The sequence below is a fragment of the Streptomyces actinomycinicus genome, from assembly GCF_016741775.1.
GTDB lineage: Bacteria > Actinomycetota > Actinomycetes > Streptomycetales > Streptomycetaceae > Streptomyces > Streptomyces actinomycinicus.
Window position 1 is genome coordinate 239,600 of record NZ_JAERRK010000010.1, and the last position, 22,646, is coordinate 262,245.

Genomic DNA, 22,646 nt, shown 5'->3' on the forward strand with positions numbered 1-22,646 from the left:
TGCGCAGGACTACGCGAGGACGCCCAGCAGTGCCCGGGCGCACAGGTCGCGCACCTGCTCCCTGGTCAACTCGCCCTCACCGCGCAGCCATTCGAGACACACCGCGGTGGTGAAGGCGAGCCAGCCGCGCACGGCCAGGCGCACCTGCGGAGCGGCCTCGAAGACGGGCCCGAACTCCGGGTCGGCGGCGAGCGCGGCCAGAATCTGCTTCTCCTGCCCGGCCAGGGCCTGCCGGTAGACCCGGCGCACGGCCTGGTCGCCGGCCGCGTCGGCACGGTGGAAGGCGCGGAAGCCGTGGGCATGGGCCTGGACGTAGCCGAGATAGGTGTCCAGGCCGGCACCGAGCTGCTCACGCACCGGCACCCCGGGGACGGCGGCCGTCATGCGCAGCATGCGCGCGCTCTCCCGCTCCACGACCGCGGCGAAGAAGTCCCGCTTGGTCGGGAAGTAGTGGTACAGCAGCCCGCGGGAGACCCCGGCGATCTCGGCGACCTGCTCGATCCACACGTCGTCGTAAGGGTTTTCCGAGAACAGCTTCGCTCCGACCGACAGCAGCTGCTCACGACGCTCCGCGGTGCTGAGTCTGCGCCGGGCGCGTTCCCCCTGGTTCGCGGGCATGGCGTCACTTTACTTGACGCCCGTTCAACAAGGGGATCAGACTGGAAGACGTTATTGAACCCACGTACAACATGCGCCGCTTCACCCATCCGCTGATCAAGGGAGATCGCGTCATGGCGGAGACGACGGAGAGCACACGGACCGGCCTGCCGAAGGGCTTCCGGAGCGCCGAGCAGGGCTGGCCCGAGCTGCACCGGATCCCGCATCCGCCGCACCGGCTGCCCCTGCTCGGCGATGTGCTCGGCGCCGACCGGCGCACACCGCTCCAGGACTCCGTGCGCTTCGCGCGCGAGCTGGGCCCGGTCTTCCGGCGCCGGGCCTTCGGCAAGGAGTTCGTGTTCGTGTGGGGGGCGCCGCTCGTCGCCGACCTGGCCGACGAGACCCGGTTCGCCAAGCACGTCGGGCTCGGGGTGGCCAACCTGCGGCCGGTGGCCGGCGACGGCCTGTTCACCGCGTACAACCACGAACCCAACTGGCAGCTGGCGCACGACGTCCTCGCGCCCGGGTTCAGCCGGGAGGCCATGGAGGGCTACCACGGGATGATGCTGTCGGTCGCCGGCCGGCTGACCGACCACTGGGACCGCAGGCTGCTGGCCGGGCAGACGGTCGACGTGCCCGGTGACATGACCCGGCTGACCCTGGAGACGATCGCGCGGACCGGTTTCGGGCACGACTTCGCCTCCTTCGAGCGGGACCGGCCGCACCCCTTCGTCACGGCGATGGTCGGCACGCTCACCTACGCACAGCGGCTGAACAGCGTGCCCGGACCGCTGGCCCCGCTGCTGCTGCGCGCCGCCGCCCGGCGCAACGCGGCCGACATGGCCTACCTGAACCGCACGGTCGACGACCTGGTCGCACAGCGGCGCCGGTCGGGTGGCGGCGAGGGCGACCTGCTGGACCGCATGCTGGCCACGGCGCACCCGGAGACCGGCGAGCGGCTGTCCGCCGAGAACGTCCGCAAGCAGGTGATCACCTTCCTGGTCGCGGGCCACGAGACCACCTCGGGCGCCCTCTCCTTCGCCCTGTACTACCTCGCCCGCCACCCGGAGATCGCCGCCCGGGCCCGCGCCGAGGTCGACCGCGTCTGGGGCGACACCGAGCAGCCCGGCTACGACCGGGTAGCCAAGCTTCGCTACGTCCGCCGGGTCCTGGACGAGGCGCTGCGGCTGTGGCCCACCGCGCCGGCCTTCGCCCGCGAGGCCCGCCTGGACACGGTCCTCGCCGGGGAGCACCCGATGCGCCGGGGGGCGTGGGCACTGGTGCTGACGCCGATGCTGCACCGCGATCCGGCGGTGTGGGGCGAGGACGCCGAGCGCTTCGACCCGGACCGCTTCGACGCCGCCGCCGTACGGGCCCGGCCGCCGCACACCTTCAAGCCGTTCGGCACCGGTGCGCGGGCCTGCATCGGCCGCCAGTTCGCGGTGCACGAGGCGACCCTGGTCCTCGGCCTGCTGCTGCGCCGCTACGAACTGCACGCCGAGCCCGGCTACCGGCTGACCGTCGTCGAGCGCCTGACGCTGATGCCGGAGGGGCTGCGGCTGAGGCTGGAGCGCAGGAGCCCCGACGGGGCGAGGGGAACCGCGCGCCCGGCCACGACGGACCCGCAGCCGGACCACGGCACGCCGCGGCACGCAGAGCACGCGGCACCGGCCGGGCAGGGCCCGGCGTCAGCCGCCCGCCGTCCAGTGCGCCGGACGGCGGACTGACTCCGGCAGCCGGGTGCCGGCGCTGCCACGGGCCGCGTCGACCTGCGGCTGGGTGAGGAAGAAGGCGCCGGTGAGGTCCGCGTCGGTCAGGTCGGCGTCCCGCAGATCGGCGCCGATCATCTCCGCTCCGCGCAGATCGGCGCCGGTGAGGTCGGCGGCGATGAGGCAGGCACCGCGCAGGCTGGCACCGCGCAGGTCGGCGCCCTTGAGCCGGGCACCGATCAGGTCCGCGCCCCGGCGGTCCTTGCCCTTCTTGCCCTTGCCCTGGCCGCCCTTGCCGGCGGCACCGGCGCGGACCAGCTCGCCGGTGCGCAGCAGGAGCACGTTGACCTCCTGCCGGTGCGCGGCCACGTCCAGCCCGGCCAGTTCCTGCGGGGTCTGCCGGGTGAGCCGCTCGGTCCGTTCCCGCATCCGCCGCAGCTCGGGGTGGACGGGAGCGGCGGCGGGCAGGCCGAGCGCCTCCGTCAGGTACCACAGCAGTTCCTGCAGCTGCCGCACGACCGGAAAGACGTCGAACATCAGGCGCGCCTGCTCCTCGGAACCGGTCCGCCAGTCCTGCCCGCCGAAGGTGATCCGGGAGACCTTCTGACCGGCGCCGAAGCAGTCGTAGACCGTGCAGCCGGTGAAACCCTTCTGCCGGAGGTCGGTGTGGATGCCGCAGCGGTGGTCGCCGCCGAGGTTCGGGCACGGCTTGCCCGCCGGCTTGCTCAGCGCGAAGTCCGCGGAGCGGGCGAAAGGCAGGGCGACACAGCACAGTCCGAAGCACTGGGCGCAGTCGCCGCGCAGGTCGGAGGGGTCGGTCATCTGGTCCGGCATGCCATACAGCCTACTGACCTGCGGGAGTCTCTCCGTCGGGGCCGTCGCTCGCCCGGCTGCGGACCGGCACGGAGCCCTCGGTGCTAGGCCTCTCTTTCGGATCTTGCCGGGGTCGCGGGGTCTGGTCGGCCGGCAGGCATCGTCGCCCGGAGCCGGCCTGATCCGAACGAAAGTCCTCAGCGGCCGAACAGCTCGAAGGCCACCGCCGGCCTGCCGCCGAAGCGCTCGCCGGCGGCACCGGTGTGCGCGGCCAGGAAGTCCCGGACGTACGATTCCGGGTCCTGGTCGGTCAACGCCTCGATGTAGGTGCGGTGTTCGAGCAGGGAGCGGGCCGCCCGCTCCAGCCCGGGCGTGGCGTCGACGGCGTGGGTCGGGTTGCCGGAGCCGGCCACGGCCACCCAGCGGACGCCGTTCCAGGGCTCGAGGCCCTGCTCGACGAGGTCGGGGAAGATCCACCGGTTGCCGGCGTCCGCCGCGGCGTCCAGGGTGGCGCGGCCGACGGCGACATGGTCGGGGGTGTTCCAGACGGTACCGCCCCAGGTGTCGCGGTGGTTGAGGGTGACGACCAGCTCGGGCCGGTGGCGGCGGATGGCGGCCGCGATGTCGCGACGCAGGGCGGGACCGTACTCGATCACACCGTCCCGGTGGCCGAGGAACTCCACGGTGCCGACGCCGACGACGGCCGCACCGGCCCGCTGCTCACGCTCGCGCAGCGGGCCGCAGGCGGCGGGCTCGAGGGTGTCGATGCCCGCCTCGCCCCGGCTGGCCAGCACATAGGTGACGTCACGGCCTGCGTCGGTCCAGGCGGCGACGGCGGCGGAGCACCCGTACTCCAGATCGTCGGGGTGGGCCACCACGGCCAGGGCGCGCTGCCAGTCCTCGGGCATCGGCGCGAGCGGGGCGCTGGTGATCTGCGGCTCGGTCATGATCGGCAGACTAGGCCGCCCCGTCCCGCACGCAACCCCTTTTGCGGAAGGCCCGTTGCGTCACACCTCGTCGCGGGCGAGGGCCAGCAGCCGGTCCAGCACCCGCGGCGCGCCCACGCGCAGACCGTCGTGCTCGAACTCGTTCGTCACCCAGGTGCGCAGGCCGCGGATCGCACGGGCCGTCGCCAGGGAGTGGGCGGTGTCGACGTACATGTCGTCGTGGTAGACGGCCGCGACGACGGGAACGTCGTTGGCGGCGAGGCGGTCCGGGTCGTACAGCGGGCGCCAGTCGGTGCGGTCGGCGAGGAGTCCGGCGGTCTCGCGCAGGGGACGCAGGGCCGGGTCGGCGTCGAACATCCAGGGGTGGACCGTCTCGCCGGTGAAGAGCACCGGGCCGTCGCCGGCGAGTGCCTTGGCCGCGTCGAACTGCGGGAACTCGGCGCGGACCCGCTCGGCGGCCCAGGCGGTGGGGCGGGCGTCCTGGCCGTAGATCGACTCGTGGACGAGGGCGTAGAGGGGGTGGCTCGCGTACGACAGCAGTGCCTGCGCCTGCTCCTGGAAGGCGTCGGACAGCTCCGGGCCGGCCGGCGTGCGGACGAAGGCGTCCGCGAGGAGGTGGTGCAGCCGGTGGCTGCCGTCGCCCGTGCCGAGCATGAGGCCGAGGGACTGGAAGGCCTCCACGGTGAAGCGGTATCCGTTCGGCAGGACCACGTCGTGGGTGAGGAGGTGGTCGGCGATCCGCCGGGCCCGCTCCACGTCCTGCGGGTAACGGGCGTAGTGCGCGGTGACCTTGCGCTCGATGCGCGGGTAGGCGGCCCGGTAGACGTCGTCGGCGTGGGCGTCCAGGGCCGGCAGGCCGCCGGTGATGATCGCGGTGTCGATGCCCTCGGGCGCGAGGGAGAGGTACGACACCGTGCAGAAGCCGCCGAAGCTCTGGCCCAGCACGGTCCACGGGGCGCCGCCGGTGACCTCGGGGCGGACGGCCTCGCAGTCGCGGACGATGGAGTCGGCGCGGAAGTGGGCGAGGTAGTCGGCCTGTTCGGCCGGGCCGCCGCGCAGTGGGAGCGTCTGCCGGGTGGCGGGCGTGGAGCTGCCGGTGCCGCGCTGGTCCAGCAGGAGGACGCGGTAGTCCTTCAGGGCCCGGTCGAGCCAGGCCTGACGTCCGACGAAGCGATTCGCTCCGAAGCCGGGGCCGCCCTGCAGATAGACCAGCCAGGGCAGGTCCTGCCCGGCCTTGTCGCTCGCCACGGCCTCCCGGGCGTACAGCTCGATGGTCTCGCCGTCCGGGTCGGCGTGGTCGAGGGGCACGGTGAAGCGACGGTCGGTGAGGACGACACCGGGCTGGCGGTAGCTGAGGCTCAACGGGTCTCCTGGGACGGATGGGATGGACGCCTCCCAGTTCAGCACATGTCCGGGCGCGGGCCGACCCCTGGGATCATGGATTGTTACTGAACTTCCGGTCAGCTCCGCGCCCAGCCGCCCGCCCGGCGCGCGCCCCGCCTCGACGGCGGCCGTCGGGGGGGTAGGTGGCGGCCGGGGTGCGGCTCGCCGCCCCGCGGCCGTCGGGGGGGAGGTGGGGGCCGGGGTGCGGCTCGCCGCCCGGTGAGCGGTGGTCTCCCCCTCTCCGGTGCGCGCCGATTACCCTGCACTCGTCCGATGACCGACGCCGAGGAGCCGCGATGCGGGTGGCCCTGTTCCTGACCTGTGTCAACGACACCTTGTATCCGGACACCGGGCGTGCCGTGGTGGAGCTGCTGACCAGGCTGGGTGTCGAGGTGGACTTCCCGATGGGCCAGACGTGTTGCGGGCAGGCGCACTACAACACCGGGTACCGGCACGGGACCGAGCCGCTGGCCCGCCACTTCTCCGACGTCTTCGGGGAGTACGAGGCGATCGTGACGCCGTCGGGATCCTGCGGGGCGATGGTGCGGGAAATGTATCCGCGGCTGGGCGAGCGGGCCCGGGCCGAGGGCCGCGGGGACGCGCTGGCCCGGACGCTGGCGCCGGTGGTGCCGAAGACGTACGAACTGACGGAGTTCCTGGTGGACGTCCTGGGGGTGACGGACGTCGGCGCCTGGTACCCGCACCGGGTCACCTACCACCCGACCTGCCACGGGCTGCGCGGACTCGGGCTGGGCGACCGGCCCCGGCGGCTGCTGGAGGCGGTCAAGGGGCTGGAACTGGTCGAGTTGCCGGGCGCCGAGGAGTGCTGCGGGTTCGGCGGCACGTTCGCGGTGAAGAACGCCGACGTGTCCGCGGCGATGGGCGTGGACAAGGTGCGCAACGCGGAGTCGACGGGCGCGGAGGTGCTGTGCGCGGCCGACAACTCCTGTCTCATGCACATCGGGGGCACGATGAGCCGGCTGCGGACGGGCATGCGGCCGGTGCACATCGCGGAGATCCTGGCGAGCACCGAGGAGGTACCGGCGGTATGAGCGGAACGTTCGTCGGCATGCCGGCCTTCCCGGAGGCCGCCCACGACGCCGTCGCCGACCCGACGCTGCGGCGCAATCTGCGGCACGCCACGCACACCATCCGGACCAGACGCGCCAAGGCCGTGGGCGAGTTGGCCGACTGGGCGGAGCTGCGGGAGGCGGGCCGCCGGATCAAGGACCACACGCTGCGTCATCTCGACCGGTACCTGGTGCAGTTGGAGGAGTCGGTCACCGCGGCGGGCGGTACGGTCCACTGGGCGGCCGACGCCGACGAGGCCAACCGGATCGTGGCCCGGCTGGTCGCCGAGACCGGCGAGTCGGAGGTCGTCAAGGTCAAGTCGATGGCCACGCAGGAGATCGGGCTGAACGAAGCCCTGGAGGCCGGGGGCGTCCGCGCCTACGAGACCGACCTGGCCGAGCTGATCGTGCAGTTGGGCAAGGACCGCCCCTCGCACATCCTGGTCCCCGCCATCCACCGCAACCGTGCTGAGATCCGGGACATCTTCCGCACCGAGATGGGCGCGTGGGGCCGTCCGGCGCCCGAGGGGCTGACGGACACGCCCGCCGAACTCGCCGAGGCGGCCCGGCTGCACCTGCGGGAGAAGTTCCTGCGGGCCAGGGTGGGCATCTCCGGGGCCAATTTCATGGTCGCCGAGACCGGCACCCTGGTCGTCGTGGAGTCCGAGGGCAACGGGCGGATGTGCCTGACGCTGCCCGAGACCCTGATCTCGGTCGTCGGCATCGAGAAGGTGGTGCCGACGTGGCGCGACCTGGAGGTCTTCCTGCAGACCCTGCCGCGCTCCTCCACCGCCGAGCGGATGAACCCGTACACCAGCATGTGGACCGGGACGACGGACGGGGACGGCCCCCGCACCTTCCACCTGGTGCTGCTCGACAACGGCCGCACCGACACCCTCGCCGACCGGGTCGGCCGCCAGGCCCTGCGCTGCATCCGCTGCTCGGCCTGCCTGAACGTGTGCCCGGTGTACGAGCGGGCCGGCGGGCACGCCTACGGCTCGGTCTACCCGGGCCCGATCGGCGCCATCCTCAGCCCCCAGTTGCGCGGCACGGGGAGCGCGATCGACGCCTCCCTGCCGTACGCGTCGAGCCTGTGCGGTGCCTGCTACGAGGTGTGTCCGGTCGCCATCGACATCCCCGAGGTGCTGGTGCACCTGCGGGAGCGGGTCGTGCAGGGCGGCCCGGCGGTACGGCAGGGCAACAGGGTGGTGCTGAAGCCCGCCAAGGGGCATGCCGCCGAGCGGGCGGCGATGCGGGCGGCCCGCTGGGCGTTCGCGCACCCCGGCGCCCTGCGCGCGGGCCAGCGGCTCGCCTCCCGCACCCGCCGGCTGCATCCGCGTACGCTGCCCGGTCCGGTCGGTGCCTGGACGGGCAGCCGGGACCTGCCGGCCGTACCGGCGGAACCGTTCCGGGACTGGTGGCAGCGCACGCGCGGAGGAAAGGACGGCACCCGGTGAGCGGCAGGGAACGGATCCTGGGCCGGGTACGGCGGGCGCTCGCCGATGTGACGCCGGACGAGCGGCCGTACGAGGAGGCGGTGGCCCGCGGGTACCTGCGCGAGCACGGCGACCGTACGACCGGGCGGACCGTGGAGCTGCTGGCCGAGAACCTGGCGGACTACCGGGCGGTCGTGCACCGCTGCACCGCTCGGGAGCTGCCGGACCTCCTCATGCGGCTGCTGGCCGGGCGCGGCTCCCGGGAGGTGCTCGTCCCGCCGGGGCTGCCGCCCGGGTGGCTGGCCGCCGCCGATCCCGTGCAGGTGCACGACCGGACGGCGGACACGGCGGCACGGCTGGACCAAGTGGACAGCGTGGTGACGGGCTGTGCCGTCGCGATCGCGGAGACCGGCACGATCGTCCTCGACGGCTCGCCCGACCAGGGCCGGCGCCGCATCTCGCTCGTCCCGGACCACCACGTCTGTGTCGTCCGCGTCCCGGACCAGGTCGTCTCCTCCGTCCCGCAGGCCCTCGAACGCCTCGACCCCACCCGCCCCTTGACCTGGATCTCGGGGCCGTCGGCCACCAGCGACATCGAGCTGGACCGGGTGGAGGGCGTGCACGGCCCGCGCACGCTCGAAGTGGTCGTCCTCGGCTGACCGCCCGGAGACGGGTGCCCGGCGCGGCAAGCCGTGCCGGCGGTGGGCGGCTGACCGGCCGGCCCGGGCCCGGTGCGTCCGCCGGTCGGGCCAGGGCGGATGAGGCCCGCCACGCCCTGCCGTAGCGTGAGGGAATGATCCGGTTCGAGCAGGTCACCAAGCGGTACCCGGATGGCACCACGGCCGTGGACGACCTCTCCTTCGAGGTGTCCGAGGGGGAACTGGTCACCCTCGTCGGACCGTCCGGGTGCGGCAAGACCACGACCATGATGATGGTGAACCGGCTCATCGAGCCGACCTCCGGCCGGATCCACGTCGGCGGCGAGGACATCGCGACGGTGGATCCGGTGCGGCTGCGCCGCCGCATCGGGTACGTCATCCAGCAGGTCGGTCTCTTCCCGCACCGCACCGTCCTGGACAACACCGCGACCGTGCCGGCGCTGCTCGGCTGGAAGCGGGCGAAGGCGCGGGCCCGGGCGGCCGAACTGCTCGATCTGGTGGGCCTCGACCCGAGGACGTACGGGCCGCGCTATCCGGAGCAGTTGTCCGGCGGGCAGCGGCAGCGGGTCGGCGTGGCCCGGGCGCTGGCCGCGGATCCGCCGGTGCTGCTGATGGACGAGCCGTTCGGAGCGGTCGACCCGGTGGTGCGGGAGCAGTTGCAGGACGAGTTCCTGCGGATGCAGGCCTCGGTGCGCAAGACGGTGCTGCTGGTCACGCACGACATCGAGGAGGCCGTCCGGCTCGGCGACCGCATCGCCGTGTACGGGCAGGGCCGCATCGAGCAGTTCGACACGCCCGGCGCGGTGCTCGGGGCGCCCGCGACGCCGTACGTGGCCGGGTTCGTGGGCGCCGACCGGGGGCTGAAGCGGCTGTCGGTCACGGCGATCGAGCCGGACGATCTGGAGCAGCCGCCCGTGGCCCGTCCGGACGAGCCCGCCGAACGGGCCGCCGGCCGGCTGCGGGCCGAGGACGCACGCTGGGCGGTGGTCCTGGACGCGGGCGGTGACCTGCACGGCTGGGTCGGCATCGACGAACTGGGGGCGGGCGGCACGGTCGGGGACCTGGCGCACCGGATGACCGCCTGGGTGCCGGTCGGGGCGCCGCTGAAGCAGGCGTTCGGAGTGATGTTGCAGTACGACGCCGGGTGGGTGGCCGTGCTGGACGGGGCTCGGTTCCTCGGGGTGCTGACCCCGGCGAAGCTGCACGAGGCGCTGCGCCGCTCGGTGGACGCGGACGCGCGCGGTGTGGCGCGGGGGCAGGTGTCGTTCGACTCGGTGTCGGACGCCTGACGCGGCCTGTTCCGGCCGGGCTTCGCACGTCCGACGGACGCGGGTTCGGGCGGCAGTTCAGCAGCCCCCGTCCTCCGGCCAGGCACGCATCGGGCCTGTTCCAGCAGCCCCCGTCCGCCGGGCAGGCGCGGTCACGGCTGTTCCAGCAGGCCCCGTCCGCCGGGCAGGCGCCGTCACGACTGTTTCAGCAGGCCCTTGTCCTCGAGATAGGTGCGGGCCACGTCGGCGGGAAGTCTGCGCCAGCTGTCGACCTGCTGGTTCAGCCGGGCCAGGTCGCCCGTGGTGAGCACGTCGTTGAGCTTGCCGAGTGCCTGCGCCACCCGGGCACTGCCCGCGCGGGAGCGGTTGACGACCGGGACGATGTAGTCGGCGTTCTGCAGGTGCTTGTCGTCGGCGAGCAGGACCAGACCGAACTCGTCGAGCGTGGCGTCGGTGGTGGTGGTCAGCACCATCTGGTCCCGGCCGGCCTGCACGGCCCGCTTGGCCTGGGTGGTGCCGACGCCCTTGGGGTCGACCCCGGTGACGTCGATGCCGTAGACCTTCTCCAGCCCCGGCGCGCAGTAGGGCCGTTGCACGCACTCGTCACCCGCCGCGAGCCGGACCGGCAGCTTCGCCGCACCGAGGTCGCTCAGGGTCCTGAGGCGGTGCCGGCGGGCGTAGGCCGCGGTCACCGCGAAGGCGTTCTGGTCGACGGCCCGGCCCGGCGGGAGGACGGACAGCCCGCGGGGTACGGCGAGGGCGCGCAGGGACTTCATCGTGGCGGCGAGGTCGGGCGAGCCGACTGGGGTGGCGTCGGCGCCGTGGACCTTGGCGTTGAGCCAGTCGGCGAAGGTGGCCGCGTACTCCGGGACGACGTCGATCCGGCCCGACTCCAGGGCGGGCTCGTACAGCTCCCGGTTGGCGACCGTGAGGAGGGACGTCCGGTAGCCGGCCTGGTTCAGCAGCTGGGCGTACATCTGGGCGAGCAGGTCGCTCTCGGTGAAGCCCGCCGAGCCGACGGTCAGGTGCCGGCTGTCGCCAGGCGGTGCGGTGACCTGGCCGCGGGTCTCCAGGGAGGGGCCGGTGGAACAGGCGGCCAGCGCGAGGAGCACGCTCAGGGCGACGGCCCCGCGGCGCCTCATCGGCCGCCCCGGGCCCATGCCGGTGCCAGCCGCTCGACGATCTCGAAGACGCCCTCGACGAGGAGCGCGAACACCGCGACGAGCACCGCGCCCGCGACCACCTGGGGGGTGCTGGCGAGGTTGAAGCCGGCCGTGATGATGCGGCCGAGGCCGCCGCCGCCCGCGAGCGCGGCGATGGTGGCGGTGGCCACGAGCTGGACGGCGGCGATCCGCACCCCGTTCATGACGAGGGGGAGCGAAAGGGGCAGTTCCACGTGGAACAGCAGCTGCGGGCCGGTCATCCCCATGCCCCGCGCGGCCTGCACCACGTTCCGGTCGACCTCGCGGACACCGACGTAGGCGTTGGTGAGCAGGGGCGGTACGGCGAACAGGACGAGGGCGACCACCGTGGGACCCTCGCCCCACCTGCCGACCGGGGTCAGCAGGAGCAGGACGAGCACGGCGAAGGTGGGGACGGCACGGCCGACGTTGGAGATGTTCACGGCGAGCGCGCCGCCCTTGCCCAGGTGGCCGAGGACGAGCGCGACGGGCAGGGCGATCAGACAGCTGACGGCCAGGCAGACGACGGTGAGCACCAGGTGCTGGAGCAGCCGGTGCCCGATGCCGTCGGCGCCCGGCCAGTGCGCGGGGTCGGTGAGCCAGTCCCAGGCCGCGGTGAGGGTGTTCACGCCCGGGCCGCCCTGGTCCACGGGGTGATCAGCCGCTGCACGCCCAGCAGGAGCAGGTCGGCGGCGACGGCGATCAGCACGCACAGCACGGACGCGGTGAGCACCTGGGCCTTGAAGTAGGTGTTCATGCCCGCGTAGATCAGGTTGCCGAGGCCGCCGAAGCCGACGATCGCGCCGACCGTCACCAGGGAGACCGCCGAGACCGTGGCGATGCGCAGCCCGGCCATGGCGGCGGGCAGGGCGAGGGGCAGCTCGACGGTGAGCAGGAGCCGGATGGGGCCGTAGCCGAGGCCGAGCGCGGCCTGCCGGGTCTCCTCGGGGACCGCGCGCAGGCCCGCGAGGATGTTCCGGACCAGCAGGGTCAGCGAGTACAGGACGAGCCCGGCGACGACGAGGGTGGCCGAGAGGCCGTAGAGCGGCAGCAGCAGGGAGAACATGGCCAGCGACGGGATCGTGTAGAGGACCGTCGTCAGGGCGAGGACGGGACCGGCCGCCCAGCGCCAGCGGCGGGCCAGCACCGCGAGCGGCAGGGCGACGGCCAGGCCGGTCAGAACCGACAGGACGGTCAGCTGGAGGTGCTGGACGACCGCGTCGAACAGGAGGTGGCGGCGGGTGTCCAGATAGGCGCCGCAGAGCCATTCGTTGCGCGCGAGGCAGTCGTCCGGGGGCGCGGTCACGGCTCCATTGGACCGGGCGCCCGAGCGGCTCGGCGCGCTGGGGTGGCCCGATGGGGTGGCCCGAGGGACGGGCCGCCGGGTGGGCCGACGGGTGAACCGACGGGGTGGCTCGAGGGGCGGGCCGGCGGGTGGACCGGCGGGGCGGCGGCCGACGGGGGGCTCGAGGGACGGGCCGCCGGGTGGGCCGGCGGGGTGGCGGCCGACGGGCGGGCCGGCGGGGTGGCGGCCGACGGGGTGGTCCGTTGCTCCTGCTGCACCGGGGGCCCTGGACCTCGTCTAGCGCATGCCGGCCGCGTCCAGCAGCGCGGTCGCCGTCAGCGCGGCGAGGCCGTCGTCCAGGCGTTCCACGCCCGCGCCGGCCCGGGCGCTGGCGCCGTCGAAGACCAGCAGGAGCTGGCGGGCGAGCAGCTCGGGATCGCGGGCTCCGCCCTGCTCGGCGTCGCGGCGGAAACGTGCCCCGAGGCTCTCCTTGACGCCGCGGGCGACCCGGCTCGCCGGGTGCTCGGGGTCCTTCAGCTCGACGAGCACGGCCAGGTAGGGGCAGCCGTGGTAGTCGGCGTCCAGGGAGGCCTGTGCGATCCGCTCGAAGACGTGCAGGATGCGCTCGCGCGGGGTCGCGTTCCCGGGGTCGGGGTGGGCGAGCTGGGCGTCGTACCACGGAATGCTCCGCTCCAGGCTTGCGGCCAGCATCGTGTCCTTGCTGTCGAACAGCTGGTACATCGACCGCTTGGACACGCCCGCCTCCCGGCACAGGGCCTCGATGCCGACGGACACACCGCCGCGGTAGGAGAGCCGGGCCGCGGCGTCGAGCAGCCGGTCGCGGGGGGACGCCTTCTCTGTGCTGGCCATACCCCGAGGTTACCGGCGCCCCGCGAGAATGGAAACCGATCGGTGTATACCGTGGCGCCGGAGGTGAACAAGCGCTTAGATAGAAGGCGGTCCCTGTTACCCCGACCCGCACCGGAGGCCCGGTTGTTCACGTCCGTCGACGATGTCTCCGCCCGCCTCGCCGAGACCGGCTACCTCGCCTCGCCCGCCGTCGCCACGACCGTCTTCCTGGCGGACCGGCTGGGCAAGCCCCTGCTGGTGGAGGGCCCCGCCGGCGTGGGCAAGACCGAGCTGGCCAAGGCCGTCGCCCAGGTGGCGCAGGCCCGGCTGGTGCGGCTGCAGTGCTACGAGGGCGTGGACGAGTCCCGTGCCCTGTACGAGTGGAACCACGCCAAGCAGCTGCTGCGGATCAGCGCCGGCCGCGGCGAGAGCTGGGACGAGACCCGCACCGACATCTTCACCGAGGAGTTCCTGCTCCCCCGCCCGCTGCTGACCGCCATCCGCGGCGACGAGCCGACGGTGCTGCTCATCGACGAGACCGACAAGGCCGACGTCGAGATGGAGGGGCTGCTGCTGGAGGTGCTCAGCGACTTCCAGGTCACGGTCCCGGAACTGGGCACCGTCACCGCGACCCGCCGCCCGTTCGTCGTCCTCACCTCCAACGCCGGCCGCGAGCTGTCCGAGGCCCTGCGCCGCCGCTGCCTGTTCCTGCACATCGGCTTCCCGGAGGAGGAGCTGGAGCGGCGGATCGTACGGCTGAAGGTGCCCGGCCTCGGCCAGGCGCTGACCGAGTCGGTGGTCCGGGTGGTCGGGGCGCTGCGCGCGATGGACCTGCGCAAGGTGCCGTCCGTCGCCGAGACCATCGACTGGGCCCGCACCCTGCTCGCCCTGGGCGCCGGCGCGCTGGACGAGACCGTGGTCAAGGACACGCTCGGGGTGATCCTCAAGCATCAGGACGACATCCAGAAGGCGGCGGCCAAGCTCAACCTGGACGCACTGTGACCGCGGTCGCCGACCGGATCACGGGTCTGGTCGGTGCGCTGCGCGCGCACGGGGTGCGCATCGGTACCGGGGAGACCGTGGACGCGGCCCGTGCGGTGGAGGCGCTGGGGCTCGCGGACCGGGAGCTGCTCCGCGAGGGGCTGGCCGCGACGCTGCTGCACGGCCCCGGCCAGCGGGCGGTGTTCGACCCCGTCTTCGACCTCTACTTCCCGCGCGGGGTCGGCGGCCCCGACGGCGCGCCGGCGGACCGTGAGGCCCTGCGCGACCGGCTCGCGCAGGCGCTGGCCGCCGACGACCGGGCGGCGATGGCCCGGCTGGCGTCGGAGGCGGTGGACGCCCTCGGTGGATACGGCAACTCCCCCGGCTCGGACGGATTCTCGGCCTACCAGACCCTCGACCGGTTGCGCCCGCAGACCCTGCTGGCCCGGGTACGGGCCGACGTCCGGGGGCAGGAGGGCGGCGGCGCGGGGTTCGCGGACCGGCTGCTGGACGACGAGATCCGCAGCCGCATCGAGGAGTTCCGGCGGCTGGTCGGGGCGGAGGCCCGGCGCCGGGTCGCGGAGCGGCGCGGCCGGGACGAGATCGCCCGGCGCGGGGTCCGGCCGACCGCCGACCGGGTCGACTTCCTGTTCGCGAACCGGGACCAGCTCACCGAGCTGCGCAGAGCCGTCCAGCCGCTCGCGCGCAAGCTCGCCACCCGGCTCGCCGCGCGCCGCCGCCGGGCCGCGCGGGGCACCGTCGACCTGCGCCGCACCCTGCGCTCCTCGCTGTCCACGGGCGGCGTGCCGATGCGGCCGGTGCTGCGCCGGCGCCGCCCGGTCCGCCCCGAACTGGTGCTGCTCTGCGACGTGTCGGGCTCGGTGTCCGGTTTCTCGGACTTCACGATGCTGCTGGTGCAGGCGCTCCACGACCAGTTCAGCAAGGTCCGCGTGTTCGCGTTCGTCAACCGGCTCGACGAGGTGACCGGACTGCTCGACCACGGCCGCGCCGACCCCGACGGGCTCGGCGCCCGCATCCGCGCCGAGGCCACCCTCACCGGCTGGCACGGCAGCAGCGACTACGGCCTGGCGCTGGGCGAGTTCACCGAACGGTACGGCGGTGCGGTCGGCCCGCGCACCACCGTGTTCGTCCTCGGCGACGCCCGCACGAACATGAGCGACCCGAACCTCAACGCCGTACGCGAACTCGCCCGGCGGGCCCGGCGCGTCTACTGGCTCAACCCCGAGCCGAGCAACCGGTGGGGCACCGGCGACTCGGCCGCGCCCGCCTACGCCGAGCTGGTCGAGATGCACGAGTGCCGTACGGCCCGGCAGCTCAGCGCCCTGATCGCGCGGCTGCTGCCGGTGTGACACCGGGCGCGGCCCACCGACTGCCGCCGGTGTGACGCCGGGCGGCCCGCCGTGATCGACTGGTCGCCCGTCGTCCCGTGTACCAGGAGGCCCGCGATGAGCCACCCGCCCGTGCCGCTCGGCACGTTCCCCACTCCCGTCGAACCCGCACCCCGGCTGGCCGCCGCGCTCGGGCTGGGACCGGACGACCTGTGGGTGAAACGGGACGACCTGACCGGCCTGGGCGGCGGCGGGAACAAGATCCGCAAGCTGGAGTGGATCGTGGCCGCGGCACTCGCCGAGGGTGCGGACACCCTGGTGACCACGGGCGCCCCGCAGAGCAATCACGCCCGGCTCACCGCCGCGGCCGCCGCCCGGCTGGGCCTGGACGCCGTCCTGGTGCTGCGCGGCTCGCCGGGCGTGTCCCGCTCCGGGAACCTCGCTCTGGACGGCCTGTTGGGGGCCCGGCTGCACTGGGCGGGTGACGTGGACCGGGCGGCCCTGGACACGGTGGCGGAGCAGGTCTGCGCCCGGCTGCGGGAGAAGGGGGCCCGGCCGGCCCTGGTTCCGTTCGGCGGGTCCAGCACGCTGGGCGCACGGGGCTACGTGCGGTGCGGCGAGGAACTGCGCGCGCAGGTGCCGGAGCTTCGCACCGCGGTGGTCGCGCTCGGTTCAGGCGGCACCATGGCCGGGCTCGTCGCCGCGCTCGGCGCGGAGTCGGTGCTCGGTGTCGATGTGGGCGCGCTGGCCGACCCGGCCGCCGCGGCGGCGGAGTTCGGGGCGCCGCTCACCGCGGAGCGGGTCACGGCGGACCGGCTGCGGGTACGCCGGGACCAGGTGGGCGCCGGGTACGCGACGCTGACCGGCCCTGCGGCCGAGGCGCTCCGGCTCGCCGCCCGCACCGAGGGGATCGTCCTGGACCCGGTCTACACCGGGCGCGCCCTGGCCGGACTGGCCGCAGCCGTCCGGGACGGAGACGTACGGCCGGGCGAGAAGACCGTGCTCGTGCACACCGGCGGCCTGCCCGGACTGTTCGGCCACGCGGACGCCGTCGCCGCCGCGCAGGAGGCGGCCGGCACCCACGTGTTCTGAGCGCCCGGGAAGCGGCCCCCTACACGCACCCTCTCTCCTCCTCCCCCGGGACTACGGCTGTTCCCCGATGTGCCGGCGGTGCCCCCGGCCCTAGCCTTCGAGTACGCGGCCCGGGGGGAGAGAACAGGACATGAAGGCAGTCGTCCAGGACCGGTACGGCGCACCGGACGTGCTGGAGCTGAGGGACGTGGAGCAGCCGGTGCCCGGCGACGACGAGGTGCTGGTGCGGGTGCGGGCGGCCGGGCTGAACGCGTACGACTGGCACCTCATGCGCGGCGACCCGTACGTGGCCCGGCTGGCGCTGGGGCCGCGCGCGCCCCGGGCCCGGATCCGGGGCCGCGACTTCGCGGGCGAGGTGGCGGCGGTCGGCCGGAACGTAAGCGGCCTCCGGCCCGGCGACGAGGTGTTCGGCGAGGTGGACGGCACGTTCGCGGAGTACGTGAGCGTCCCCGACGCCTGGGTGGAGCGCAAGCCCGCCTCCCTCACCTTCGAGCAGGCGGCGGCCCTGCCGCTGGCCGGGAGCACCGCCCTGCGCGGCCTGCGGGACGTGGCGGAGCTGCGGCCGGGGCAGCGGGTGCTGGTCAACGGCGCCTCGGGCGGGGTCGGCACGTTCGCCGTGCAGATCGCCAAGGCGCTCGGCGCGGAGGTGACCGGTGTGTGCAGCACGCGCAACACCGGGCTGGTCCGCTCGCTGGGCGCGGACCACGTCGTCGACTACACGCGCGAGGACTTCACCCGCGCCGGACGGCGCTACGACGTCGTCCTCGACCTCGCGGCCAGCCAGTCGCTCTCCGGCCTGCGTCGCGCCCTCACCCCCACCGGGACGCTCGTCCTCGGCAGCGGGGGCAGATCAGGACAGTTCTTCGGGGCCCCGGTCCTGATCCTCCAAGGGGTCGCGCTGTCCCCGCTGGTCCGCCAGCGGCTGCGCCCGCTCGTCGGCCCGGCACCCAGCAAGGAGGTGCTGGCGGACCTGCGGGAGCTGGCCGACTCCGGGAAGCTCGCCCCGGTGATCGACCGGACGTACCCGCTGGACGAGGCACCGGAGGCCATCCGGTACCTGGAGGAGGAACATGCGCGTGGGAAGGTGGTCGTCACGGTCTGACCATCGTGAATCTCGCCGTCCGGCCTCGCCGTCCGGCCATGAGACTACGAGGTCGGGCCCCATCGCCCGTTGCCCCGCGGGGACTTGCTCCCGCCCGCCTCACCGGGCCTGAGGCGGCCTACCACGTGCGGGCCGCCCGCAGCAGGAAGGCGCGGACACGTGCCACGTCGGGGTTGTCGGAGGCGCCGGGGCGCTGGACCAGGAAGCCGGTGTTGATCGGCGCGTCCTCCGGCTCCAGCAGCGCCACGAGCGCGCCGGACTCCAGCGGTTCCCGGCACAGGTAGCGGGGCAGCACGCTGAACCCGGCGCCCGCCGCCACGGCCGCGAGGACCCCCCGCAGATCGGGCACGGTCACGTCGGCGGTACGGGACAGACGCCGGCCGAAGACGTGCCGCCAGTAACGGCGGGCGATCGGCAGGTCCTCGGCGTAGGTGACGAGCGGGACGCCGTGCAGCACCGCGGGGTCCTGCTGTCGTACCGTCAGCCGCTCGGCCCAGACCGGAGCGGCGACGAGCACGAACTCCTCGTCGCTGAGCGGCACGGCGTTCAGCGTACGGCCGCGCGGGCGGGTGGTGGCGATCACCAGATCGTGGTGGCCGGCGCGCAGTTCGTCCAGCAGCGGATCGGTCAGCCCGGTCGACACGCGCAGCCGCAGCCCCTCCGCGACCAGCGGTGCGAGAGCCGGCAGGACGACCGTGCACAGGAACTCCGCCGGGCCGGCCAGGTGGACGGGCTCGGCTCGGGTGCCGGCCGGCGGGGTGGGTCCTGCGACGGCGGCCAGCTCGTCCAGGGGCGCGGCGATCCGGGCTGCCAGCTGGTCGGCCACCGGGGTCGGTGCGACACCGCGCGGCAGCCGTTCGAACAGTTCCCGGCCCGTCTGCCGCTCCAGCGCCCGCATCTGCGTCGTCACCGTCGGCTGCGACAGTCCGAGCAGCCGGGCGGCACCGGTGAAGGAACCGGAGCGGTACACGGCGAGGAAGGTGCGCAGCTGGTTCAGGTCGAGGTGAGCGAGGGAAGGGGTCTCCACGGGTCCGAGTATCGCCGCGGACGCTCCCCTGGATCCATAGGAGATCCGATGTCAGCCATTCGGTACTTCATTGGCTGCCTATGGGTGGTCTCGCCTACGTTCGATCCCGCAGAGCCCGGCTTTCCGGGCTCCCGGCTTTCTGGAGAGAACCCATGTCGAAGATCCTTTTTGTGATGACCGGCGCCGACCGGTGGACGCTCGCCGACGGCAGCACGCATCCGACCGGCTTCTGGGCCGAGGAGGCCGTGGTCCCCTACCGTGCCGTCAGGGCCGCCGGCCACGAGGTCGTCGTGGCCACGCCCGATGGTGTGGTGCCGCCGGTGGACCGGGCGAGCCTGGCGGCCGAGGTCAACGGCGGCCAGGAGCGGGCCGACGAGATCGCCCGCGCGCTGGAGGAGATGACCGAACTGCGGACGCCCGTGAAGCTCGCTGAGGTGGACCTCGGTGACTTCGCCGCCGTGTTCTACCCCGGCGGCCACGGCCCGATGGAAGACCTGGCCGTGGACGCCGAGTCGGGCAGGCTGCTGGTGACGGCCCTGGACTCGGGCAAGCCGCTGGCCGTGGTCTGCCACGGTCCGGCCGCCCTGCTCGCCGCGGTCCGGGCCGACGGAACCAACGCCTTCGCGGGCTACCGCGCGGCGGCCTTCACCAACGAGGAGGAGATCCAGGGCGGCCTCGCCGGGCAGGCCAAGTGGCTCCTGCAGGACCGGCTGACCGAGGCGGGCGTCGAGGTGCGGGCGGGCGAGCCGTGGGCACCGCACGTGGTGGTCGACCGCAACCTGGTCACCGGCCAGAACCCGGCCTCCTCGGCCCCGGTCGCCGAGGAACTGCTGAAGCAGCTGGGCTGACGGCGGTCGGGCGGCTGCTCCACGAGGACCACCGGGAGGCCCTGGCGGCGCTGCGCACGCCGACCCGGCGGCAGCGGGAGGTGCTGGTGCTGCGCTGCCGGCCGCACCTGACCGAGGCCGAGATCGCGGCGACGCTCGGTCTGTCCCGGGTGCCGCCAGGTCCACGGCCGGCAGGGCCCCCGACGCCCTCGGCCCGCTCCCCGGCCCCGGTCCCGAGCGCGGTGAGCCTGTCGCGTCGGCGCATCCCCGGGCGCACGGCATCCGTGAGCCGACGCCGTCCCCGAGCGCACCGCATCCGTGAGCCGGGCGGCACTCCGCGGAGCGGGACCGACCGCCCGGTCGCCGCCGGTGTGCGCGGCACGGCCGGGGCCGAATCGGCGGAAAAGGGTTTCCGCGCACCCCTGTCCGGCCTGCGCCCCGCTAGGTTGGGCGGCATGAGCAACCTTGACCGCGCGCCCCTGCCCAGCGTCTGCGGCGGCCGTGGGTTCGTCGTCGCCGAACCCGTGCGCGAGCTGCTGAGCCCCCGGCACGTCAGGCTGGGGGAGTCGACCGAGGTCCGCCGGCTGCTGCCGAACCTCGGCCGGCGCATGATCGGCGCGTGGGCGTTCGTCGACCACTACGGTCCGGACGACATCGCCGACCAGCCCGGCATGCAGGTACCGCCGCACCCCCACATCGGGTTGCAGACGGTCAGCTGGCTGCACGAGGGCGAGGTGCTGCACCGGGACTCGACGGGCAGCCAGCAGACGATCGGCCCCCGGGAACTGGGCCTGATGACCTCCGGCCGCGCCATCAGCCACTCCGAGGAGAGCCCGCGCCCGCACGCCCGCTTCCTGCACGGCGCCCAGCTGTGGGTCGCCCTGCCCGACGCGCACCGGAACACCGACCCGAGGTTCGAGTACCACCCCGAGCTGCCGACGGTGACCGCGCCCGGTCTGACCGCCACGGTGATCCTGGGCTCCCTGGACGGCTCGGTCTCGCCCGGTACGACGTACACCCCGATCGTCGGCGCCGACCTCGCCCTGCGCCGGGGCGCCGACGTCCGCCTCCCCCTGGAACCCGACTTCGAGTACGGGGTGCTGGCCATGTCCGGGGAGGTGCACGTGGACGGGGTGCCCGTGCTGCCCGGCTCGATGCTGTACCTCGGGTGCGGGCGGTCCGAACTCCCGCTGCGGGCCGAATCGGACGCCGGATTCATGCTCTTGGGCGGCGAGCCGTTCGCCGAGGAGCTGATCATGTGGTGGAACTTCGTCGCCCGCTCCCAGGAGGAGATCGTGCAGGCTCGCGAGGACTGGGCGCAAGGGGCCCGGTTCGGCGAGGTGAAGGGCTACGACGGGACCCCGTTGCCCGCGCCGGCACTGCCGGAAGCACCGCTGAGGCCCCGGGGAAGGGTGCGCTGACGAGGGACCTCGGTCTGCCGACGGGTGTACGGCCACCGGTTTCTGTCCCTCCGGGGCGATCATCCTCCACGGACCGGAACCCAGCGGTACTCCCCCTGCGCCGGGTGGAGCAGCCCCGGTCCCCCCCCCCCGGACGACCGGTGGGTGCCATGGGCGATGCTGTGGGCTGTGGGAGCTGATCTTCACCGTACCGGTGCCGTACCCGGGGACGGGGACGGGGACGGGAGCGCCGGTCCCGTCTCTTCTCCGCCGTCGCCTGGCCGGCGCGCGCGGCGGACACCTCGCTGGCGGCGCCGGCTGCGGCGCGCCGCGGTGGGCTTCGCCGGCCTGCTGGTGGTCGTCACGGCGGCCTCGTTCGCCTACAACGGCGTCACGGCAGGGCGCGCCGCCGCGCCGCGCGGGCTGACGTACGTGCAGGCCGCCGACATCCGCACCCGCTACCAGACCTGGGGCCACCAGGGCCCGCCGGTCGTCCTGGTGCACGGCGCCTTCGAATCCGTGGACACCTGGTCGCGGCTCGCCCCGCTGCTCGCCCGTGACCACCGGGTGTACGCGCTCGACCTGACGGGCAACGGGTACAGCGAGCGCCACGGCCCGTACACCGTCGACCATTTCGCCCGGCAGCTCCTGGGCTTCATTGGCGCGATGCGCCTCGGCGGTCCGGGCGAGCGCCCGCTGCTGGTGGGGCACTCCAGCGGAGCCGCCGTGGTCACCGAGGCGGCGTTGCGGGCCCCGGGCCGGCTGGGCGGCGTGATGCTCCTCGACGGCGACGCGCTGGACACCGGCGCCGGGCCGCCGCCGGCCCTCACGCACCTGCTGATCGAGCCATACCGCACGAGCCTGCTGCGGCTCGGGCTCGGCACCGACGCGTTGATCCGCCGCATGTACGACTCACAGTGCGGGCCCGCCTGTCCGCCCCTGGACGCCGCCGGTCTGGATCAGTGGCGCCGCCCGCTTCGGGTGCGGGGCGCGGAGAGCGCGCTGTGGAGCATGCTGGCCGCGGGTGTGCCGGGTCTGTCCGCGGATGAGGTGGCCCGGCTCGCCGGTGTGCGCCTGCCCAAGTCGGTGGTGTTCGGCGCCGAGGACGACGTGTTCACCCGGCGGACACCGCAGGAGACCGCCCGGCGCATCGGCGCACCCCCTCCCACGCTCATCCCCGGCGCCAGGCATCTGACGATGATCTCCAGTCCCGAGGCGGTCGCGACGGCCGTGGACGGACTCACCGCGGCATCGGCGGCGGCAGGTCGGTGACCGACGGATCGGGAGGCCGGGCCCCGGTGACGGCGCGACAGGGCCGCCAACTCGCACCGTGGACAGGCCCCGTCGGCATTCCTGCGACTGGCCTGGGCTTCGGCCACTCGGTTCCTCCGCTCCTCGCCCGAGTGGTCCGCGTCCGGCCGGGCCGCCTGCCGTGCCGTTCCTGTCAGTCCAGGTCTTCGGTGCCGGGGGAACGCCAGAGGGCCCCCGGATGGTTCCGAAGGGCCCTTTGTTGTCCGGAAGGGGTCAGTGCGCGGCCGGAACCGTCTGTCCGGGGGTGTCCGGCACCGGCTCGGGCCGCAGCAGGCGCTGTGCCGTCTCGCCGAAGACGAGACCGAAGCCCGCCCACAGCACGGCCTGGACGGCCAGCGCGGACAGCCGGAACCGCCACAG

General features: G+C 74.1%; 21 protein-coding genes and 1 pseudogene. 12 read left to right on the forward strand and 10 right to left on the reverse strand.

Annotated elements, in window-relative coordinates; all coding sequences use genetic code 11:
• Positions 1-9 precede the first annotated feature (9 nt).
• Positions 10-618: a TetR/AcrR family transcriptional regulator gene (locus JK359_RS21330; protein WP_201837902.1), complete on the reverse strand. Its 609-nt coding sequence runs from the start codon at positions 616-618 to the stop codon at positions 10-12.
• 113 nt (positions 619-731) lie between these two features.
• On the opposite strand from JK359_RS21330, the gene JK359_RS21335 reads away from it, so the two are divergent.
• Entirely contained in the window at positions 732-2,324 is a 1,593-nt protein-coding gene (locus JK359_RS21335; RefSeq protein WP_201837909.1) for a cytochrome P450, read from the forward strand.
• Here the strand turns inward: JK359_RS21335 and JK359_RS21340 are convergent.
• The 3 genes from JK359_RS21340 to JK359_RS21350 form a co-directional block, all read right to left on the reverse strand.
• Positions 2,286-3,140: a pentapeptide repeat-containing protein gene (locus tag JK359_RS21340; RefSeq protein ID WP_201837912.1), complete on the reverse strand. Its 855-nt coding sequence runs from the start codon at positions 3,138-3,140 to the stop codon at positions 2,286-2,288. The two genes, JK359_RS21335 and JK359_RS21340, sit on opposite strands and share 39 nt — an antisense overlap.
• 176 nt (positions 3,141-3,316) lie before the next feature.
• Entirely contained in the window at positions 3,317-4,066 is a 750-nt protein-coding gene (locus JK359_RS21345; protein ID WP_201837914.1) for a PIG-L deacetylase family protein, read from the reverse strand.
• Between the two features lie 60 nt (positions 4,067-4,126).
• A complete protein-coding gene (locus JK359_RS21350; RefSeq protein ID WP_201837916.1) occupies positions 4,127-5,428 on the reverse strand; it encodes an alpha/beta fold hydrolase in 1,302 nt (433 codons plus the stop codon).
• A gap of 317 nt (positions 5,429-5,745) precedes the next feature.
• Between JK359_RS21350 and JK359_RS21355 the strand changes: the two genes are divergently transcribed.
• From JK359_RS21355 to JK359_RS21370, 4 genes are all read left to right on the forward strand, one after another.
• Positions 5,746-6,501, forward strand: coding sequence for a (Fe-S)-binding protein (locus JK359_RS21355; protein ID WP_201837918.1), 756 nt, complete (start codon positions 5,746-5,748; stop codon positions 6,499-6,501).
• Positions 6,498-7,976, forward strand: coding sequence for a LutB/LldF family L-lactate oxidation iron-sulfur protein (locus JK359_RS21360; RefSeq protein WP_201837920.1), 1,479 nt, complete (start codon positions 6,498-6,500; stop codon positions 7,974-7,976). Before JK359_RS21355 ends, JK359_RS21360 begins: the two co-directional genes overlap by 4 nt.
• A complete protein-coding gene (locus JK359_RS21365; RefSeq protein WP_201837921.1) occupies positions 7,973-8,614 on the forward strand; it encodes a LutC/YkgG family protein in 642 nt (213 codons plus the stop codon). Before JK359_RS21360 ends, JK359_RS21365 begins: the two co-directional genes overlap by 4 nt.
• Before the next feature lie 134 nt (positions 8,615-8,748).
• Positions 8,749-9,903 (forward strand): betaine/proline/choline family ABC transporter ATP-binding protein, encoded by a 1,155-nt coding sequence (locus JK359_RS21370; RefSeq protein WP_201837923.1) that lies wholly within the window; start codon positions 8,749-8,751, stop codon positions 9,901-9,903.
• A gap of 173 nt (positions 9,904-10,076) precedes the next feature.
• On the opposite strand, the gene JK359_RS21375 is transcribed toward JK359_RS21370, so the two are convergent.
• The 4 genes from JK359_RS21375 to JK359_RS21390 all read right to left on the reverse strand — a co-directional run bounded on the left by JK359_RS21375 (position 10,077) and on the right by JK359_RS21390 (position 13,218).
• Positions 10,077-11,024, reverse strand: coding sequence for an ABC transporter substrate-binding protein (locus tag JK359_RS21375; protein ID WP_201837925.1), 948 nt, complete (start codon positions 11,022-11,024; stop codon positions 10,077-10,079).
• Entirely contained in the window at positions 11,021-11,692 is a 672-nt protein-coding gene (locus tag JK359_RS21380; RefSeq protein ID WP_201837927.1) for an ABC transporter permease, read from the reverse strand. Before JK359_RS21380 ends, JK359_RS21375 begins: the two co-directional genes overlap by 4 nt.
• Positions 11,689-12,369 carry an ABC transporter permease gene (locus JK359_RS21385; RefSeq protein ID WP_201837929.1) on the reverse strand — a complete coding sequence of 227 codons (681 nt, stop codon included), beginning with the start codon at positions 12,367-12,369 and terminating at the stop codon, positions 11,689-11,691. The genes JK359_RS21380 and JK359_RS21385 overlap by 4 nt, the downstream gene beginning before the upstream one ends.
• Positions 12,370-12,645: 276 nt before the next feature.
• Entirely contained in the window at positions 12,646-13,218 is a 573-nt protein-coding gene (locus JK359_RS21390) for a TetR/AcrR family transcriptional regulator (RefSeq protein WP_201837931.1), read from the reverse strand.
• A gap of 123 nt (positions 13,219-13,341) precedes the next feature.
• On the opposite strand from JK359_RS21390, the gene JK359_RS21395 reads away from it, so the two are divergent.
• From JK359_RS21395 to JK359_RS21410, 4 genes are all read left to right on the forward strand, one after another.
• Positions 13,342-14,199 (forward strand): AAA family ATPase, encoded by an 858-nt coding sequence (locus tag JK359_RS21395; RefSeq protein WP_201837933.1) that lies wholly within the window; start codon positions 13,342-13,344, stop codon positions 14,197-14,199.
• Complete coding sequence (locus JK359_RS21400) at positions 14,196-15,548, forward strand: vWA domain-containing protein (RefSeq protein WP_201837935.1); 1,353 nt, start codon at positions 14,196-14,198, stop codon at positions 15,546-15,548. The genes JK359_RS21395 and JK359_RS21400 overlap by 4 nt, the downstream gene beginning before the upstream one ends.
• A 96-nt stretch (positions 15,549-15,644) precedes the next feature.
• Positions 15,645-16,619: a pyridoxal-phosphate dependent enzyme gene (locus JK359_RS21405; RefSeq protein WP_201837937.1), complete on the forward strand. Its 975-nt coding sequence runs from the start codon at positions 15,645-15,647 to the stop codon at positions 16,617-16,619.
• A 130-nt stretch (positions 16,620-16,749) separates the two neighbouring features.
• Positions 16,750-17,721 (forward strand): NAD(P)-dependent alcohol dehydrogenase, encoded by a 972-nt coding sequence (locus JK359_RS21410; protein WP_201837939.1) that lies wholly within the window; start codon positions 16,750-16,752, stop codon positions 17,719-17,721.
• Positions 17,722-17,839: 118 nt separating this feature from the next.
• On the opposite strand, the gene JK359_RS21415 is transcribed toward JK359_RS21410, so the two are convergent.
• Positions 17,840-18,748: a LysR family transcriptional regulator gene (locus JK359_RS21415; protein WP_307788212.1), complete on the reverse strand. Its 909-nt coding sequence runs from the start codon at positions 18,746-18,748 to the stop codon at positions 17,840-17,842.
• A 152-nt stretch (positions 18,749-18,900) separates the two neighbouring features.
• Between JK359_RS21415 and JK359_RS21420 the strand changes: the two genes are divergently transcribed.
• From JK359_RS21420 to JK359_RS21430, 3 genes are all read left to right on the forward strand, one after another.
• Positions 18,901-19,596, forward strand: a complete 696-nt coding sequence (locus JK359_RS21420; protein ID WP_201837941.1) for a type 1 glutamine amidotransferase domain-containing protein — start codon at positions 18,901-18,903, stop codon at positions 19,594-19,596.
• A 434-nt stretch (positions 19,597-20,030) separates the two neighbouring features.
• Positions 20,031-20,996: a pirin family protein gene (locus JK359_RS21425; RefSeq protein ID WP_201837943.1), complete on the forward strand. Its 966-nt coding sequence runs from the start codon at positions 20,031-20,033 to the stop codon at positions 20,994-20,996.
• Positions 20,997-21,164: 168 nt separating this feature from the next.
• The gene (locus JK359_RS21430) at positions 21,165-22,247 is read left to right on the forward strand and encodes an alpha/beta fold hydrolase (RefSeq protein WP_201837945.1); all 1,083 of its coding nucleotides are present in this window, start codon (positions 21,165-21,167) and stop codon (positions 22,245-22,247) included.
• A 252-nt stretch (positions 22,248-22,499) separates the two neighbouring features.
• Here the strand turns inward: JK359_RS21430 and JK359_RS21435 are convergent.
• A pseudogene (locus tag JK359_RS21435) lies at positions 22,500-22,646 on the reverse strand (CbtA family protein); the annotation flags it as partial.